Here is a 19090-nt window from a genome sequence, read left to right as displayed (position 1 = left end):
GCGTTTACAAATAATACTAAGTTTCATGCTGACTCTTGTGGTTGGTTTTTTGACTGCCTTTTGACAAATTGAGACTGCGTTCACCGTAATACCAATAACACTGTATAAAATCAGCCTATCTAGTCTTTTTCATTACACATAAGTAGGATTAACTTAGTTGGTAAATTTTGCATGATAAAATGTATGGCAAATCGACATGAACATATTGTGAGAGAGTAATTGCTCTAAGCCACTTTGGGGCAAAACCTTGTTAGGCTAACAAGTATCTTGGTAAGAAATCATCCAGTAAAAGCTTTACGACATTTGCTTAATAGGTAATACAGAACTATAACTAAGAGAGAATAAAATAAAACGAAGATTGGTCTATAAGAGATTGATTTGAAAAGTAGAACGTCAGAAACGCGAAAAGTGTCCAATGAACTCAAGGTTGGCATAAGGCCTCTTTGGGTTACATGCACTTAGAAACTAAAATGAACTCGTTTTGGCATAGAAATGAACCCAAGGTTGGCATAAATATGAGTTATTTAAATACACCGACTCTAAAGGTGTTGTAAACTTCCAACAAAGTTCTCTTCATATACATTCTCAATCAGACAGCATAGTTAGAACTTAAAGGCTTTTTTAAAACCTTTAAGTTCTGGTGGCCTGGGATTATTAAAAAGGTGTAAACGAATAACTGCGTGCCATTCAATATAGTCTTTTAAAACTATTCCCTATCTTGAATAGTTTACAAATTTTATCATTGAGTTTGCAAAGCCCACAAATTTGCATAAGTACTTGCTTGTGCCAATAGTTCTGAATGACTCCCAATCTCTTTAACATTACCATCCTCAATAACCAATATTTTGTCTGCTTTTTTTATCGTATTAAGACGATGCGCGACACTAATCACGGTTCTTCCTTCACGAATTTTATCAAAATTAGCCATGATAGACGCTTCTGAATTATAATCTAATGCCGAAGTTGCTTCATCTAAGATCAAAATACGCGGGTTCACGATCAGCGCTCTTGCTAAAGCAATACGTTGCCTCTGCCCGCCTGAAAGTCCAGCCCCTTTTTCACCCACTTGACTATCAAACCCTTTCGGTCTTTTCTGAATAAAGTCGTAAGCACCCGCAAGCTTTGCCGCTTCCAGAACTTCCCTTTCACTCGCGTCGGGCTTAGACAGTTTAATATTATCTTTGATTGTTCCTGAAAAAAGTACATTTTCTTGTAGTACTACACTCATGTTTTGCCTTAAAGTAACAGGGTCAGCAATTGCTAAATCCATACCATCCACTAATACCTGCCCATGCTGTGGCGTATAGAGTCTTTGCAATAAACGCGTTATTGTACTCTTTCCTGAACCCGACGGCCCCGTGATACCGATAAACTGACCGGCTTCAGCCTTAAAACTCAAATCGGCTAATACTTCGGGGGTATCTGGCGAATAACGAAAACGGACATGCCTAAATTCAATACTTCCTTCCAGCGTAGGAACGGATGCCAAACCTTCAGCGCCATGTTCTGACGGCTCATCAAGAATGTCCCCAACACGCTTAAGTGCTATCAAGGTATGTTGGAAATCCTGCCAAACTTGTGCAAGTCTTAGAATGGGTTGGGTAACATGACCAGATAACATATTAAAAGCAACCAAGCCGCCAGTACTGAGTTCACCATTTAACACCGCATGGACGCCCCACCATAAAAGAACAGCCGAGGTCAATTTCTGCACCAAACCAATCCCCTGGCCAGCAATAAGTCCAACTTTAGCAGCACTAAAAGAACGCATAATTTGAGATGCGAGTATACGCTGCCAATGCCTTACAAACTGTTGTTCTGTTGCCGTTGTTTTAATGGTTTCAATACCAGTTACCGCTTCGGTTAAAAAGCTAGTTGCATCAGCATCTGCTTCATATTGCGTGACAACTCTGGCTCGAATAATAGGTCCCACCAATAGCCAAAATACAAAGTAGATAACTAACGAACCAATCACAATCCATGTAAGTGTTATCGCGTAGTAAAACATCACGGCCAGAAATACCACTATAAAAATCAGATCCAAAAGCAACATTATTGCTGAGCCAGTTAAAAATTGCCTTATCTGAGCCATCTCTTTAACTCTGGCAATGATTTGTCCAGTCTGCCTTTTTTGAAAATATTGTAATGGTAAAGATGTAAGATGCTGATATAGCCTTGACGAAAGCTCTGCATTTACTTACTCGACAAGTGCCCATAGGCACAACTTCGAAGGTAGCCATAGAAGGGTTCCGCAAAGGCTAAGCCAAACATCGCAAGTGCTAACACATGGAGGCTAGATAGACCACGACTGACCAATACTTTATCAATAAGACTGGAAAATAGCATAGGTGTAACCAGCGCAATAACCTGAAGCATTATTGCAATCAGAAAGACATCTCGAAGCTGACGCTTATGCTTAAGAACAGACGGAGCAAACCAACGAAGTCCAAACTTAACCTCTTTTGGCATCAATACTGACTCAGCCAAAAAAATAAACGGCATTTTATTCAACTCTGTATAAGGTCGTCTATTCTGCGTAGTACTCTCTAATAAATTAGGATCGAATAACGTCCATGTGTTTTCATTTACTGATTCCAATACATACCATTGACTACCAATTTCAACCAAGGCAGGTAATGGTACGTGTTCGAGCTCACCACCAGGCCCTAAGCGGTGCAGCGCCCGAAGACTTAATAATTTAGCCGCCTGCCTGATTTGCAACGCATTCAGTTGATAACTATCAATACCTAATTGGTGTTTTAGTAATGCTTCACTACTGGTTTGATTAAATTGTTTCGCAGCATGAGTAAGTGCAGCTAACGCATAATTATTAGTTTTTTCAGAATCCACCACAGCCTGTTGTAGCGGTTGATTTACTTCATGCTCGTCCGATAACTCACGTTCGACAGCGACGTTTGATGAATGCATCATTTCTCTCGCATAGCCTCCGCTTTGTATTCCCGAATTGGGCTAAGAATATAATCAATAACAAGACGTTTACCTGTTTTAATTTCAGCCACCACAGACATACCAGATGATAATCTGACGGGTTTTCCGTCAACGACAATATGATTTTCTTTCAGTTCAATATACGCAAGAAATACCATACCTAACTGTTCATCTTCCATCGAGTCTTGGGAAATATGCTTTACTACAGCATCAATGGTGCCGTAGCGAGTATAAGGATAAGAATCCACTTTCACAGTAACCGGTTGACCTGGGGTAATAAAACCTGCATCTTTATTTTTAACTTTTATCTCTGCCAATTGAATACCATCATGAGGGACTATCAAAAGTAGCACTTGAGCAGGTTGCACAACACCACCAATAGTATGTACAGCTAACTGCTGAACGGTTCCATCAAGTGGGGCATAAATCGTTTCCAACCGATGCCGTTCTTGTGATTGTTTAAGCTTTTGTTCTGTACTTGCTAAATTAACCCTTACTTCACTTAGTTTATCGTGCCACTCTCTGCGTCGCTGTGCTTCATACATCATTAACTGCTCTTCGAGCGAGTGGTACTGACTCCCTAACACCTTCAATTCTGCATGACGCAATGTCTTTTCCCTAACTGCTGTGAGCAACTCCTTTTTTTGTTCCAACAATTCTACATTACCTATCATATTCGACTTATATAACGTTTCTCTGGCTTCTACTCTTTGGTTAATATTAGCAATCATTTTCCCAAACTCAGCAATATCTATTTCAATAACCTCTTGGTTAGTTTTATTCACATCCATTTCATTTTTAATATTGCGAATGTAGAAACGATATTCAGCCAAAATACTATTAATATGAATACGAACTAGCTCTCTTTGTGACGCTGACATATTATCAGGAAACTGTACTGACGCCATTGGGTCGTCAGTAAGTAAAGCTCGAAAACGTATTTGCTCCCTTAATTGATACTGATATTCTGCATCATACATCTGCATCTCTTGATCGAGCCCCACTGTATCGAGCTCTATTAATGAATCTCCCGCTTTAACGACTTGCCCATCACGTACATTTACCTTAACAACTCGACCTTGCTCGTAAGCCTGAACGGTCTGAGTTCGACTCGATACAATAAGCTTTCCTGTTGTTGTTGCATTAATATCCAACTCTCCAAAACAGGCCCATAACAATGTTAATAACACGCCAATACTCAGACTCATCGCTGTAATACGGGCAAAAGAAGATGGTGGTTTCTCCGATAATGTAAGGTGCGCTGGGGAAAAATCAAATTGGTCAGCTTGTTTTCCTTTCGGTGTAAAAATATTAGCCGTACTTTCCGTAGTTATTGCCTTATCTTGAATATTGCTCATTGCGACTTCTCTTGTTTTAATTCTTGCTGTAATAGCCAAAGTTGCTTGTAATAGTGACCGATACGCAGTAACTCTTCGTGTGAACCTTTTTCAACAATTTCACCTTCATTTAATACAATCAGTTGATCACATTGCCGCACTGTAGATAAACGATGAGCGATGGTAATAACAGTTCGTCCTTTCGCTACCTTTGCCATATTAGCTTGTATATAAGTCTGAGATTCATCATCAAGTGCACTGGTTGCTTCGTCTAAAATAAGAATTTTGGGATCGCTCAATAGGGTTCGAGCAATAGCTAAACGTTGACGCTGCCCACCCGATAACGATGAACCACCTTCAGCAATAACAGTGTCATAGCCCATCGGAAGCTTTAAAATAAATTCATGCGCTCCGGACAGTTTCGCCGCTTCAACAACCTCATCTAAGGATGCACTTGGGAGCGATTGAGCAATATTCTCCCTAACGGTCTTGTTAAACAGAAAGTTTTCTTGCTGCACTACACCTATTTGCTGACGTAAACAAGTAACATCAACATCATTCAAACCATATTGCCCTACACTAATCAGGCCTCGTTCAGGGAGGTAGAGTCTTAACAACAACCGAGCTAACGTACTCTTACCCGAGCCAGAAGAGCCAACAACGCCTAATGTTTGTCCCGCAGGTATGACCAAATTAAACGCGTTAATGATTGGAGGTTCATCAGGTTGATAACGAAAGGTGACATCGCGGAAAACAATATCACCATTAAGGATCGGCGTCTGGCTTCCACTCGACTGCTCAAAAGGAAGATTAAGCATTTCACCTAGCTTTTCGATACCAACTCGTGCTTGGATAAATTGTCCCCAAAGTTCAACCAACCGAGAAAGTGGCTGCGCAATATGGTTGGCCATCATGTTGAATGCGATAAGTTGGCCGATCGTCATTTTGAGATCCAGAACATGGGTTGCACCAACCCATAAAATACAGACACTTGTTACTTTTTGAAAAAGCTGAACAAAATGATTAGACTTGTTAGATAGAAGTTGAGTTTGATAGCCTGACGCCACCATGTCGGTAGTTTGCTTATCCCAGCGTTGTTGTAATCGAGGTTCAACGGCGAGACTTTTTATCGTTTCTGCACCTGAAATCGTCTCGGTTAAAAATGAAGTATTTGCGGCAGCATGTGTGTATTGAACTTCTACGCGTTGTTGCATGCGCGGGGTTAACCAGATCGCCAATACAATATAGCAAGGTATCGAGGCGACGAAGATAAGTGTTAATGTCGGTGAGAGTAAATGCATTACAAATATAAACACCCCCATAAAAAGAGCATCGACCAATAGAGTAAACATGCTACCTGTTAAAAACTCTCTAATGGTATCTAACTCTCTAACTCTCATCACGATTGTACCCACTTGCCTATTTTTAAAATACAGCAAAGGTAATCCAAATAAGTGCTGCACTAATTTAATGCCAAGATGGATATCAATCCGATTCGCGGTATGGGCATATAAATATTCCCTCAGCCCTCGTAACAAAACTTCAAAAATTCCAGTTACAACCAGCCCAAAAACCAATACATCTAAGGTTGTCCATGCCTGATGAACTAACACCTTATCCATCACGACTTGAAAAAACAGAGGGGAAATCAAGGCCAATATTTGTAAGATAAAGGAAAATAATAGAATTTCTGATAGTATTTTTTTATGCTCTAAAAATGCAGGAATGAACCAGCTAATATCAAATTTCATGGACTTTTTCGACAATAAGATCACCTCTCCAGCCCATAAATTACATAACTTATCATCAGACCATATTTCAGGAGTCTGGCTAAGAGGAGATTGGATTAGATGTTGGTCCACTTTTGAGTTAGCTAAGATATAATATTGACCATCACAAGTCTTGAATATACAGGGTAATTCTGAAGTGTTCATTTTCTCCTTTTTTAACTTTTTGACTTTTATGGTCACGCCAAATTCTTTTTTAATATCGGAACGAACACGTTTAAAATCGCGTGTTTCATATTCCTGTTTAGCCTTTACTGTGATGTTTTCACCTAATACTTTCAAAAGTAAATGGATACAGGCTATAGCCGAGTGTTCTTGAGTTGTCATAGAAAATAAAATAACCTTGATGGAGAATAATAAGAGTACACAAGAAAAAAGGCCGCAACTATTTCTGGTTGCGGCCATATAATAAAAGTACTACTTAACTAAGGGATCTCCGACCATGATGAAGGCATCATTTTGTCTTATTATAGGAGAATCAATGCCACCCATAACAGATTCTTGTGGCGCAAAAGCACTCATAGCTTGAATAAGCGCCACGCCATCAGGTTCAACAGCAGGTGGTTGATATTCTGGAAGCGTGTCAGGCGCAAACGTACTACCATCCGCCAGAACAATTTCTTCAATACGATAACGTCCATCCGCATACGCATTTTCTATGGTAATGCTATCGCCAGAATCCGGACCGCCAATCAAAATCACCATGTGGTTACCATCACGACGAAGGCTTAACTCATCTTTCGTTATACCATCACCAAGCACAATCCTATCTACCTTACCCCAACCACTGCTGCTCCTAGCATTGTGATCGAAGTCATTAATAGCATCCTGACCATCGCCGCGATTGAAGCGGTATGTTTCTGCACCCGCACTGCCTTCTAAACGGTCATTACCTTTACCGCCTTGCAGTGTATTCGTCGCATTACGAGCCACATCGCGTTGATAATAATAATCCGCGCTACGATTAACTTTCAGCGTATCATCACCCACACCACCATCTAGGATATTATTGCCTCGCCCGCTCACCGTCAGCAGGTCATCGCCTTCGCCTCCCTGCAAACTATCATTACCGTCATCGCCGTGTAAAAGGTCATCGCCTAAGCCACCATCAATGACATCATCACCACTACCAGCATTGACTTCATCGTTACCTTCACCGCCATCAATAACATCATTGCCGCTGCCAGCATTGATCTCGTCGTTACCTGTGCCGCCATCGAGAATGTCGTCACCGCCTTCTGCATGAATGATATCGTTACCTTCACCAGTGGCTATTACCTCGGCAAATTCACCACCTTGAATGATGTTGTCACCTATCGAAACATACAGCGGGATATCTTGCGGCGCAAACGTACTGCCGTCCGCCAACACGACTGCTTCTATGCGATAACGCCCATCCGTATACGCATTCTCTATGGTAATGCTATCGCCAGAATCCGGACCGCCAATCAAAATCACCATGTGGTTACCATCACGACGAAGGCTTAACTCATCTTTCGTTATACCATCACCAAGCACAATCCTATCTACCTTACCCCAACCACTGCTGCTCCTAGCATTGTGATCGAAGTCATTAATAGCATCCTGACCATCGCCGCGATTGAAGCGGTATGTTTCTGCACCCGCACTGCCTTCTAAACGGTCATTACCTTTACCGCCTTGCAGTGTATTCGTCGCATTACGAGCCACATCGCGTTGATAATAATAATCCGCGCTACGATTAACTTTCAGCGTATCATCACCCACACCACCATCTAGGGTATTATTGCCTCGCCCGCTCACCGTCAGCAGGTCATCGCCTTCGCCTCCCTGCAAACTATCATTACCGTCATCGCCGTGTAAAAGGTCATCGCCTAAGCCACCATCAATGACATCATCACCACTACCAGCATTGACTTCATCGTTACCTTCACCGCCATCAATAACATCATTGCCGCTGCCAGCATTGATCTCGTCGTTACCTGTGCCGCCATCGAGAATGTCGTCACCGCCTTCTGCATGAATGATATCGTTACCTTCACCAGTGGCTATTACCTCGGCAAATTCACCACCTTGAATGATGTTGTCACCTATCGAAACATACAGCGGGATATCTTGCGGCGCAAACGTACTGCCGTCCGCCAACACGACTGCTTCTATGCGATAACGTCCATCCGCATACGCATTTTCTATGGTAATGCTATCGCCAGAATCCGGACCGCCAATCAAAATCACCATGTGGTTACCATCACGACGAAGGCTTAACTCATCTTTCGTTATACCATCACCAAGCACAATCCTATCTACCTTACCCCAACCACTGCTGCTCCTAGCATTGTGATCGAAGTCATTAATAGCATCCTGACCATCGCCGCGATTGAAGCGGTATGTTTCTGCACCCGCACTGCCTTCTAAACGGTCATTACCTTTACCGCCTTGCAGTGTATTCGTCGCATTACGAGCCACATCGCGTTGATAATAATAATCCGCGCTACGATTAACTTTCAGCGTATCATCACCCACACCACCATCTAGGGTATTATTGCCTCGCCCGCTCACCGTCAGCAGGTCATCGCCTTCGCCACCCTGCAAACTATCATTACCGTCATCGCCGTGTAAAAGGTCATCGCCTAAGCCACCATCAATGACATCATCACCACTACCAGCATTGACTTCATCGTTACCTTCACCGCCATCAATAACATCATTGCCGCTGCCAGCATTGATCTCGTCGTTACCTGTGCCGCCATCGAGAATGTCGTCACCGCCTTCTGCATGAATGATATCGTTACCTTCACCAGTGGCTATTACCTCGGCAAATTCACCACCTTGAATGATGTTGTCACCTATCGAAACATACAGCGGGATATCTTGCGGCGCAAACGTACTGCCGTCCGCCAACACGACTGCTTCTATGCGATAACGCCCATCCGTATACGCATTCTCTATGGTAATGCTATCGCCAGAATCCGGACCGCCAATCAAAATCACCATGTGGTTACCATCACGACGAAGGCTTAACTCATCTTTCGTTATACCATCACCAAGCACAATCCTATCTACCTTACCCCAACCACTGCTGCTCCTAGCATTGTGATCGAAGTCATTAATAGCATCCTGACCATCGCCGCGATTGAAGCGGTATGTTTCTGCACCCGCACTGCCTTCTAAACGGTCATTACCTTTACCGCCTTGCAGTGTATTCGTCGCATTACGAGCCACATCGCGTTGATAATAATAATCCGCGCTACGATTAACTTTCAGCGTATCATCACCCACACCACCATCTAGGGTATTATTGCCTCGCCCGCTCACCGTCAGCAGGTCATCGCCTTCGCCACCCTGCAAACTATCATTACCGTCATCGCCGTGTAAAAGGTCGTCACCACCAAGCCCTAAAATAAGATCAGCAGCATTAGAACCTGACAAATTATCATTACCACTTGAAGCCAATATGAAACTTTGTACGGCATCCAAAACAGAGTGATCATCTAACCCCATAAAAGAAGAGAGTATAGGTCTGAGTTGTTCATTTAACTGCTTTGTATAATTCTGTTCATACGGGTCATAGCCCTCTATCATTCTAGAGAACTCTCCCCACAAATCAGCTCTCAAACTAACACCGAGCTCTATCTCAGCAACAATTCTGATAATTACTTTTTCAAAATTTAGCGTGGGTATTCCTTGATCATCGGATTTATCAATCGTAATCAAACCAAAATACTCTTTAAGGTGAGAACCTGCCATTAATTGTGCGTTAACAGTTTTTTCTACGTTTTGATACAATTCGTTTAGCAATGAAGCATATGCACCATTCGGATTTTGTTGCAATGCATCCTGGCCCCAAAGCTTCTCTAATGCTCCTAGGTGTTGTGCATTTATTGATGGCCCACGAGAATCTATCGCAATATCTTGCTGACCAGTCCAAGTTATAAGTATTTCTGAAACAAGTGCTTTACGAGTCGATGGGTCTGTTTCATTAGCAAACTGAGTAACTAATTTTTTAAGATTACCGCTTTTATCATTAAGCATTGCCTGACGTAATGAATATGTATTACCAAAACCGATAGCATCTGGAAGAGCCTGAATATCATCCGGTAGATTCAGATCCTTACTCGTATGAATATCGACAGGAACGGTATAACGCTTATCTGTATCAAGCCATAAGGTTTCAGTTATACCTGTAGAGCCATCCTCACGAACAAAGTACCCCGATTTACGGTGGTCTACGTTGTTTTTATCCGTACCACTACCTGAGCCTGTTTTTAATGAAATTTCTTTGATGCCTAAATCAGCAAGTGTTTTTAATTCGTCTGCGTTACTGATACCATCACTATTCGAATCTTGCCATAAACGTAATTCATTAAACATATTGTCATCAGCATTGATTACACCGTCATGATTGCTATCAAGCTCAGCAAGTGCTTGATAACCATCGGCTGCGAGCTTTCCATTGGCAAGTGTGGTCTCTGTTCCAAAGAGCTCTCCACCACCGCCAACGATACCATCTGCATTCCGATCTAACGCTAGAAAAGCATCATCTGGACTTATCCAAGCAGTTTTTTCTGCAAAGCCATTATTATCAAGATCAAAATGAGCACCAGAGTCAATTCCTAACGTTGTTACTCCATTGCCATCTAAATCAAATGCTAATGGATCTCTTCTAGGCGGAGTTGGGCGTTTTGGTGGGCGAGGCAAAAATTTTCCTCCGGTGCCTCCGGTGCCTCCGGTGCCTCCGGTGCCTCCGGTGCCTCCTGCGCCTCCTGCGCCTCCTGTGCCTCCTGTGCCTCCTGTGCCTCCCGTGCCTCCTGTGCCTCCTGTGCCTCCCGTGCCTCCTGTGCCTCCTGTGCCTCCCGTGCCTCCTGTGCCTCCGCCTTTTTTATTCGCATCGTCCAAAAGTGCATCGTATGCTCTTTGCCCAAGAATATCTCTTATTTCATTAGAAAAATCTTTACCTATAGCTTTATAATATTGATTCATTATATCAGCAAGTGACTGGTCGCCCCCGGCATTATTCTGAAGACGATCACCATACTTGTTAACAGCATCTCCTAATACTTTACTGAAAATCGGTGACAATAAACTCCCCCCAGCAGATGCAGCTATCTGACGACCATTCTCTCTCATCGCATCGGTCAGTTTATTCCAATTTTCACCTGTCGGATTATTTACCGCTAGTTCGGCTGCTTTTTCGACAGCTCTAGCTGATTTATCCACAGCACTAAGACCTTCAACTGTGTTCTTATATCCCCATACTGTTTCAGCATTCTTTATCGTAAACTTCATTCTAAATCCTTCTAGTTATATTTCAGTTGTCTCTTGGCTCTTTTATCTCCAGCATTTGCTGATTTCATCAATATATCTAAATACATCTTTCTATTTTTAACCACACCAATGCCATCTAAATAGCATAATGAAAGTTCAAACAATCCAGGTTTATAACCACGATTAACAACATCTTGGTATAATAAAAATGCAGCTTTGTTATCTTGACTTAGATACTGTCCTTGTTTAAGTAGGTTGGCAAATTCCAGCATAGCCAACGGAAACCCTTGAACTGCCATTGATTTTATTTTATTTACACCTTCAATTCTTATGCTTTCTTCGTCAGCAAAATGAACTGCAATATATGCGAGATAAAAAATACTTTCTGGATTGTCTCCGTTATCTATTGCTGCTAGAAACCATTCTATTGATTTATTAAGGTCTTCAGTACAGAAGAGGTTATATAGACCTAATTGATGCTGTGCTGCTGCAATACCGCTATTGCCAGCTTTAATATTCCAATAATAGGCTCTGCTAAAGTCTTGTTTTACTTCTACGCCATGTTCATATGCCTCAGCTAAAATAAATTGATAAGTTGCATCACCTTCCGCTTTAATTACAACCTCAGGCATCGGGATTAATGTCAATATATTTTTTATTAAACTTTTCGTTTTTATATGGTTAGGCAACTCTTGAGGGCAGGCAATAGTGGGTTGAGATAGGCAAGAAATTGGATAAATCAAAAAAAATAAAATAGGTAATTTAAAACTAAAATAGTGTGGATAAATTACAGTGAGCCATTCGCGACACAATGTAATGAAGATCGATAAGCGTAAACGAGTCATATTAGCCTTACTAAATATAATTCCGAATTACTTCCCAGTTTATACGTAAAAACGCATAAGCCACTGAAAAACAAGAAAAGAAAAGAAAAGTAAAGTAAAGCAAAGTAAAGTAAGTGTCAATAATTTATATATCTTTATAAGTATTTATATACATTGCCTTCAACATATTTAGTCTTACTTACTAAACATAAACGTTAAGGACTATTAAGTTGATGCTTTGCTTTCGAAGAAGTCGATTGTAGTGATAGGGGAAGTTTGAGTATTGAGCTAGGAATTTAGAGTATAAAAATCTAAAACTCACCAATTAACGATTTATTTAACATACTGTATCTAACACGCAGAAGCCAACACGCACTCAAGTAAAACAACGCTATAAATGCGTATTTATACATATTAATTAGGGGATTATGAGCTAAAACGGAGAGATGATTTTGCACCATATTGGGGAATCAGTATTTCAGCTAAAATCAGCCTGAAGCACCTATTTTATCAACTAATGCGATAAGTATCGTATTAGCCAGGTTTAACCCTATCAAACTGAGTTCAGCAAAAATTAGATACAAAAAAGTCCCAGCTCTCACAGGGACTTTGTTTATTTCATTCAGCCTTTTCGGCTGTGCTTGTTGCTTGATGTGGATGCTGACATCCAGTCCTTTTCTCAGCAGCCTATTCGGCTGGTCACGATTAGTAGATAGCCACGCGATCGGTTTTTCTTTTCTCAGCAGCCTATTCGGCTGGTCACTATAAATATATGACACAATCACTAAGCAATACAAACAATTACCAATAAATACCAATAAATACCAATAAATGTGACGTTTACCCATTCTAAAATTAAGAACTGTTAAGTGACTGATTTTTCGTTAAAATATTTATACGTCAATTTCATTGGTTATTTCATCAATGACGACAGTTTGGGTACTGTTCCTCGATGCTGTTCATTCGTTGCGAAACCATAATCCAAAAAGTCTGCAGCATACTGTTCAACACAGGGATTCTTTTGAACATGGAGAGTGAAGCCATCAGGCTTTTCTTTACTGTTCATCGGTATCGTATGGTAGTGATTAAATACTCTTTTCTCTGTATTAATATGCAAGACAGGCTTATAAGTTTCACCCCTTGCTTCAGCCCGTTTTTTCGCTCGTTTCAGTCGTCGTTTCTTATCACCTGCAAAGGACTTACGTATTGCATAATTCAGTGTGAAACGTTCTTCTTCTAGTTTATCAGGGATACTCAGTACATCACTGATTTCAAATATCAGTTCGTCCGCCATTACACTAAATAGCGGTTGTGCTTTTAGTTGTTCAAGCGCTTCCATATCTGTACTCACGAATGCTAAAGCATTACCTATATCTTGCTCACTCCAACAAGGAAATGAGACACCGACACCTGTAATGCTATGCTTTGCAAAAAAGGCGTGTGAGACCTTGATACATCGCCCAATAAGAAAAGCGTTGTCAGTATGCTGTGGAATGAATTTGATATAGAAATAGAATCGATTAAGCATTTACTTTGCCTCCTTGGCTGATACTTTTTTAGTTTTCGAAGCACTTAGTTTTTTCTTCTCAACCTTCTCGCTCTTAGTTTGAAACATCCCCCCCCTCACTAATACTGACATGAAATAATGAATTGAAGGTGGTATTGTATCTGCGTCACCTACTTGCATAAACTCTTCAATGAAGTTAGGTACCTGATGATTAAAGTAGGTGTAAAAGTCATTTCCCTTGGCAGGTGTGCGTAATGGAATAACCTTTTTTTGATCAATGCCATACTCATTAACCCTCACTGCATAATCGGCATTATCATCCCACCAAGTATCAATAAACTGAAGCGCTGCCCCAACTTTATACCCAGTCATACAGACAGTCTCATATCCACTAGGTGTTAACGTCGTCGCTAATATTCGGCTTTTCTTCCCCTGCTCTTTACTATTACCCTTATTCTCAATGAATTTCTGACTTGGAAAAATCTCGTGGGAAAATGTTGGTAATAGCTTAGCTTTAATATCAGCCGACCAATACTTACCATCATGTGATAAAGCATGAGCTATCTCATCACTGAATTGATCTAAGACTACCTGAGCATCACTTTCCCAATCACTCACTTTTAACGTTAATAAATCCAGGCAATCTAAAATATGATATATGTTATCGTTAGTTGTTCTAATTCTAAGCGATGTAGGACACGTATTCTTATTACGCCACAACCAATTACAACGCAGGATATTAATGGCTATTTTTAGGGCTAAGACTTTATAGCCACCTTTATCTTTATAAAGCTCAGCTAGCTGTGATAATTCTTGTCGATTTATATCTGAATTACATACCTCGGGAGATAATGAATGCGCATTAACTCGTAATGAAAAGCGGCAATAAACTTCTTGAATTGATATCGGTACGAAGCAAGATTCAACACGATGAATACTTGCCTGAGCCAATGCATGTTCATCCAATTTTTTAATTGTGAAATCTTTATTATAACCATCCGTGTAACCCGATTGCTGACTGTAGTTTGAAGCATAAGTTGTCCAAAGAATACCTCTCCATAGTCCCCCTATTCAATAACATATAAATTATCTACATCCATAAGCTGTCACTAAAATGAAGCATAAATTGTCACAATAAAATTTGTAGACAGCTTATGCTTCATTTCATGTAGTAAACTTACTAACTTTAGGCTGTTATAATTTACGACAACTGTAGTGGCCCAAAAGGTAAATGCATACCTCCAAACACGAAATTGGACATAAACGGCTTAGTGCTTATGCTTCAAAGAGAACGCTTCACATTATATAAAGTATGATGAAATTGAGATTAACGCGAAAAACAGTGGCGCATTTATGCGTCTACCTGCTTTTGCTTGTTAGTTTTACGTTTCCAAGGGTTCTTAACAATACTAATACCTTGAGATGCGACATTTGAAACTAAACGCTGACCGTTTCCCAGAGTTCTCGATGAGGATACGAGCCAATTAAATTTTTCAGAACTATATACATACTTAGTGGCTGCACCGCTAATTTTTGTATTGATTTCATGTAGTAGTGCATCATTATACTCACCCACGAGTATGTACTCTTTTGGATCATTTGAAGGTGTAAGTATCAAAGCAGTATCTTTTGATATTGGATATAGAATTTCTGCTAATGGATGAGCAGGACCGACATCTCCTACACTTTGGTGATATGGGGAAAAAACAACAGGAACATCGCCAGTTACGAAATTTGAACCTTCTGGTGCATTAATTAACACCCACTCCTTTTTAAGAAACTCTAAAGCAGCCGCTTGAGCTGATTTTGCCATATGCTCCAAGCTAACCGTCGAGTTTATTTGTAAATCAATAACATTCGATAGGCCTTCTTTTTCAACCAACTCCTGTAGAGGTTTAGGAACCTTCGCGTTATCCCAAACTTTATTAAGAGTCTGCCTAGCAATTTGTCCATATATTTCAGCGATTCCATCTCTAAAGCTTGGTCCACGGAACATAAGAAGTGCTATGTAAAATGCTAGTTCACCTTTTTGAGCTCCATTTATTGGGACATAATGCAAAGATCTTGAACCCAGTATTTTATCAATTAGGTTATTTCCAACCATTTCAATTTCGGAAAGAACATCCTCTAACAGTGTATGATCTACGTCTCCGTTAGGATCTATCTGATAATAGTAATAATCTTCAGCACAGATTTTGTTGATGGATGAGGTTAGGCGTTCATACTCACCTTTAATCTTATCAAATGCCCAAATCAAAGATTTCTCTCCATCAATAGTGAAGCGCTTCAAGTGAGACTTTGGTACATAATGCTGATTTTTCTTTATTTTTCTGTTTTTCATCCAACTAAGCCAATTGTAAAACTAACGCTTAAATAATGGGCGCGCTCTTCAGCGTCGCATTCATTTTCTTGTTATACATTTTCTTCCAGTTTACGGAGAAATGAGTAGCCATCCAATTCTCTTGGTAACACAGTGCTAACTCTACGAGATACTTGAACGGAATCTTTGCCCGTTTTAAAGCGAATCGCGCTATATACTCCGTAGATCAAATTACATAATTCTTCTAGATCATCTATGTTTCCATTGGAAGGAAGGATTTTACGCTTCATTGCCATTCCATAGTCATTGTGGGCAATTACTTCATTTCTGAATTTTTTAATAGATGATTTATATAGAGCTATGGCTGTGTATATTAACTTCTTTATTTCATTATCATCAGATAGATTCATATGAATAACCAATCTGTCTATCGACAGATTTTTATTACTTTTTTCACCAGCTTTATCTAAAAGCTTTGCAAGTTCTAAACAAATACTCACATACATATTCTTTTGAAAAACGCCAAAAACTAGTGGGTTGAAATTGTTTAACTTTGTAACACTTTCATTTGTACCGTAGAGCTGTGAATAAAGAGTTATTTCGAAAGCAACATTTGACAACTTTTTACTGAAAACTTCTAAATCATCCATAATTCGATCCTCGAGATGATGTATAACATTTGTATAGTAGGACGTCTCGATTTGCCAAATTCATTCATCACTACAAAAGGTAACTAATCAATTGAAAAATAAAGCTATACTTAAAATTAATTGATTATAAATTTCTGGGAGAACGAGTCGTCCTGCAAATTATTGATTTAGTCTTGTAAGTTACATGCAAAACTATCTATGTATCTGAGTATATTGATATTATTTTTCAGTCACAAGATAAACCTGACTGTTTTTTGACAAACCGAGACTGCGTTCACCAAAATATCAATAACACGGTATAAAATCATCTCGTCGAACAGTTTTCAATATGCATAATAAATGTATGGCAAACCGATATGAATATATTGTATGTGATTAACTACTCTAAGCCATTTAGGGGCAGAATCGAGTTGGAGCAATTATAAAGCCGATAGTGATTGGTGTAGTTTTGGATTGATGATGCTGAGGCGCTTGTGGCACAAAGCGCCTTCTATTACAGTGATTCGCATTTAGTCAAACGTAGAAACAGAGCCATTGACTCCGCCTCCTTAACTTACCTTGAATCCTATAAAAGACTAAAAATAAACGATATAAATCAATTGATTTTAATAGCCGTCAATCGCTGGATGATATTCAGGTTCAGCATCCATCAAGTCCAGATATCGAGACATTTCATCCCCAATATGGTTATCTACTTTCTCACCATCAAGATAGAAAAACTCACGATATTCTTGGCCAATTTTTGATTTAACTCTTTCTATTACCAGTTGATTAGCATCTTCGATAGACCATGGATTATCTTTGTTTCTTAGGAACTCAATACAGGTGTAACCCCAATTATGTAGGAAGTCTTCACCAAGTTTTCCACCAGGAGCTTGTAGAGAACGATGCTTCAGTTCGTTGAGGCTCACTTGTCTTGCACCAATATCCTCTGCAAAACCCTTATCAAGGTATTCCGTTTGAAAATTTCCCCTGACAGTTATTAGTTCACCATTTTCAGAGTTACATCTATAAAGCATTAGATCATCATTGAATACAACTAATAGTGAGCTTTTTTGATTTGGGTTAAGCTGCTTTCCTCTGTTGCCCTGTGCTTTGGCATACTGATCGTTCACACCGTCTGAACCCAAATTGGAATTTACGATATTGGACTCATTGTTGATATTGTCAATACGAGATTTCAGTGCGTGATACGAGTCAAACCCATGTGTTCTTGCAGCTCGGTCTAGAGCTTGTGCATGGCAGATATTGTCGTTTTTTTTGATGGCTTTAGCGGATTTCTTAACGTTAGAAAGAAATGTTTTAGTGGTGATATCAGGCATTGTCTTATTTCCTTATTCGAAAATACGATAAAATCCACCTCTAATTTTTTCTATTCTCGTAACAGTAATAAGATTAATTACATTGAGCGGTATGTGGTTCTCGAAAGAATTCGCCAGTTGAGGTGAGCGGGCTCCCATAAAGCCGATGTATAAGATAACTTATGGAAGTAAAAAAATCAAATTAATCATTGGCTTGATACTATCTTTAGCAAGTTATGTCCTAAATGTTTTACATCATATCCATTAAAGATTGTCTTCTTAATTGTATAATACAGATACATCTCAACGCATGATAAAATATATGGCAAACCGAGATGATCATATTGTGATTTGAATTACTGCTCCATATACACTTTGGGGCAGTTTCGGCTTAGAGCACACGGCTTAGAGCGATCAGCCTAAGCCATTGATGGACAGGAATAGCTTAGTGCTATTAATCTAGTCGATAGCCATATACATTAGATTTTGTAGGGTAAGTGAAGGCCTCCCTCTCAAACTACCATATCGAACTGAATGTTGACCAAACAAAACATTGTAGCTTGATGCAGGAATTCTAGATAATGACCTAACCCCATCTTCAAGTAATACGAATGGTGATGTTAAGCATTTTTTGTCTCTAGGGCATTAGATTTGAAGTAGTTTTCAATCTTTGTTAGATCATTTTTCCGTAAGCTGAACCACTCACCTCTAATTCTTTTTGCTCTGAATATTTCATGAAGCTCTATTTCATCTTGGTCTGTACCTATCCATGCTTTTATCAATTGTACTTCAGGCTCTTGTGACTGCAATGTTTGTTCTCTGAATTTTGGCCCTTTAGTTGTAAAGCCAATTTTGTAATGCCCGTTTTTTGCATTGAGCATAACATAAACATTTCCCTTTTTTGGTTCAGTAAGAGTGGATCTAAGTTGCCTAATTTCCTCTTCTTGCTCCTCACATTCTAGACGCCATGCTTCTTTTTGTTGTTGGTGGGATTCTGCTATGTCACCGTCCGTTAGTTCTTGCAGGTACTGCTCACAGACTGATTTGAGTTTTTCAACTTCAGCACGTGTTGCCATTAAACGTGTATTCTGATTGGAAATGCTTATACCTTCAGGAGAGAAAACAAATAAAAATAGTTCATCTCGGTTGTCTCTTACGATTGGCACGTGTT

Annotated in this window: 11 protein-coding genes and 1 pseudogene; all 12 read right to left on the bottom strand. The window is 39.9% G+C overall.

Annotated features, from left to right (window positions below):
• Positions 1-739: 739 nt before the first annotated feature.
• Positions 740-2137 (bottom strand): annotated as a pseudogene (locus PE36_RS17080) (type I secretion system permease/ATPase); the annotation flags it as partial.
• Between the two features lie 56 nt (positions 2138-2193).
• On the bottom strand, positions 2194-2931 hold the full coding sequence (locus PE36_RS24620; RefSeq protein WP_006033311.1) for a cysteine peptidase family C39 domain-containing protein: 738 nt from the start codon (positions 2929-2931) through the stop codon (positions 2194-2196).
• Positions 2928-4307, bottom strand: a complete 1380-nt coding sequence (locus PE36_RS17075; protein WP_006033310.1) for an HlyD family type I secretion periplasmic adaptor subunit — start codon at positions 4305-4307, stop codon at positions 2928-2930. The genes PE36_RS24620 and PE36_RS17075 overlap by 4 nt, the downstream gene beginning before the upstream one ends.
• A complete protein-coding gene (locus tag PE36_RS17070; protein ID WP_006033309.1) occupies positions 4304-6400 on the bottom strand; it encodes a type I secretion system permease/ATPase in 2097 nt (698 codons plus the stop codon). The genes PE36_RS17075 and PE36_RS17070 overlap by 4 nt, the downstream gene beginning before the upstream one ends.
• A 90-nt stretch (positions 6401-6490) precedes the next feature.
• Positions 6491-11338 carry a calcium-binding protein gene (locus PE36_RS17065; protein ID WP_006033308.1) on the bottom strand — a complete coding sequence of 1616 codons (4848 nt, stop codon included), beginning with the start codon at positions 11336-11338 and terminating at the stop codon, positions 6491-6493.
• Between the two features lie 11 nt (positions 11339-11349).
• On the bottom strand, positions 11350-12162 hold the full coding sequence (locus PE36_RS17055) for a tetratricopeptide repeat protein (RefSeq protein ID WP_043994692.1): 813 nt from the start codon (positions 12160-12162) through the stop codon (positions 11350-11352).
• An 892-nt stretch (positions 12163-13054) separates the two neighbouring features.
• Positions 13055-13669 (bottom strand): type I-F CRISPR-associated endoribonuclease Cas6/Csy4, encoded by a 615-nt coding sequence (gene cas6f, locus PE36_RS17045; protein WP_006033305.1) that lies wholly within the window; start codon positions 13667-13669, stop codon positions 13055-13057.
• Positions 13670-14698, bottom strand: coding sequence for a type I-F CRISPR-associated protein Cas7f/Csy3 (locus PE36_RS17040; RefSeq protein WP_255348865.1), 1029 nt, complete (start codon positions 14696-14698; stop codon positions 13670-13672).
• 301 nt (positions 14699-14999) lie between these two features.
• Complete coding sequence (locus PE36_RS17035) at positions 15000-15989, bottom strand: DUF4238 domain-containing protein (protein WP_006033303.1); 990 nt, start codon at positions 15987-15989, stop codon at positions 15000-15002.
• Positions 15990-16060: 71 nt separating this feature from the next.
• On the bottom strand, positions 16061-16618 hold the full coding sequence (locus tag PE36_RS17030) for a hypothetical protein (protein WP_006033302.1): 558 nt from the start codon (positions 16616-16618) through the stop codon (positions 16061-16063).
• Between the two features lie 605 nt (positions 16619-17223).
• Entirely contained in the window at positions 17224-17940 is a 717-nt protein-coding gene (locus PE36_RS17025; RefSeq protein ID WP_006033301.1) for a hypothetical protein, read from the bottom strand.
• A gap of 599 nt (positions 17941-18539) precedes the next feature.
• Positions 18540-19085 carry a GIY-YIG nuclease family protein gene (locus PE36_RS17020; protein WP_043994691.1) on the bottom strand — a complete coding sequence of 182 codons (546 nt, stop codon included), beginning with the start codon at positions 19083-19085 and terminating at the stop codon, positions 18540-18542.
• Between the last annotated feature and the right edge of the window lie 5 nt (positions 19086-19090).

Origin of the sequence: Moritella sp. PE36 (assembly GCF_000170855.1) — a bacterium.
GTDB lineage: Bacteria > Pseudomonadota > Gammaproteobacteria > Enterobacterales > Moritellaceae > Moritella.
This window is presented reverse-complemented; position numbering and strand designations above follow the sequence as displayed.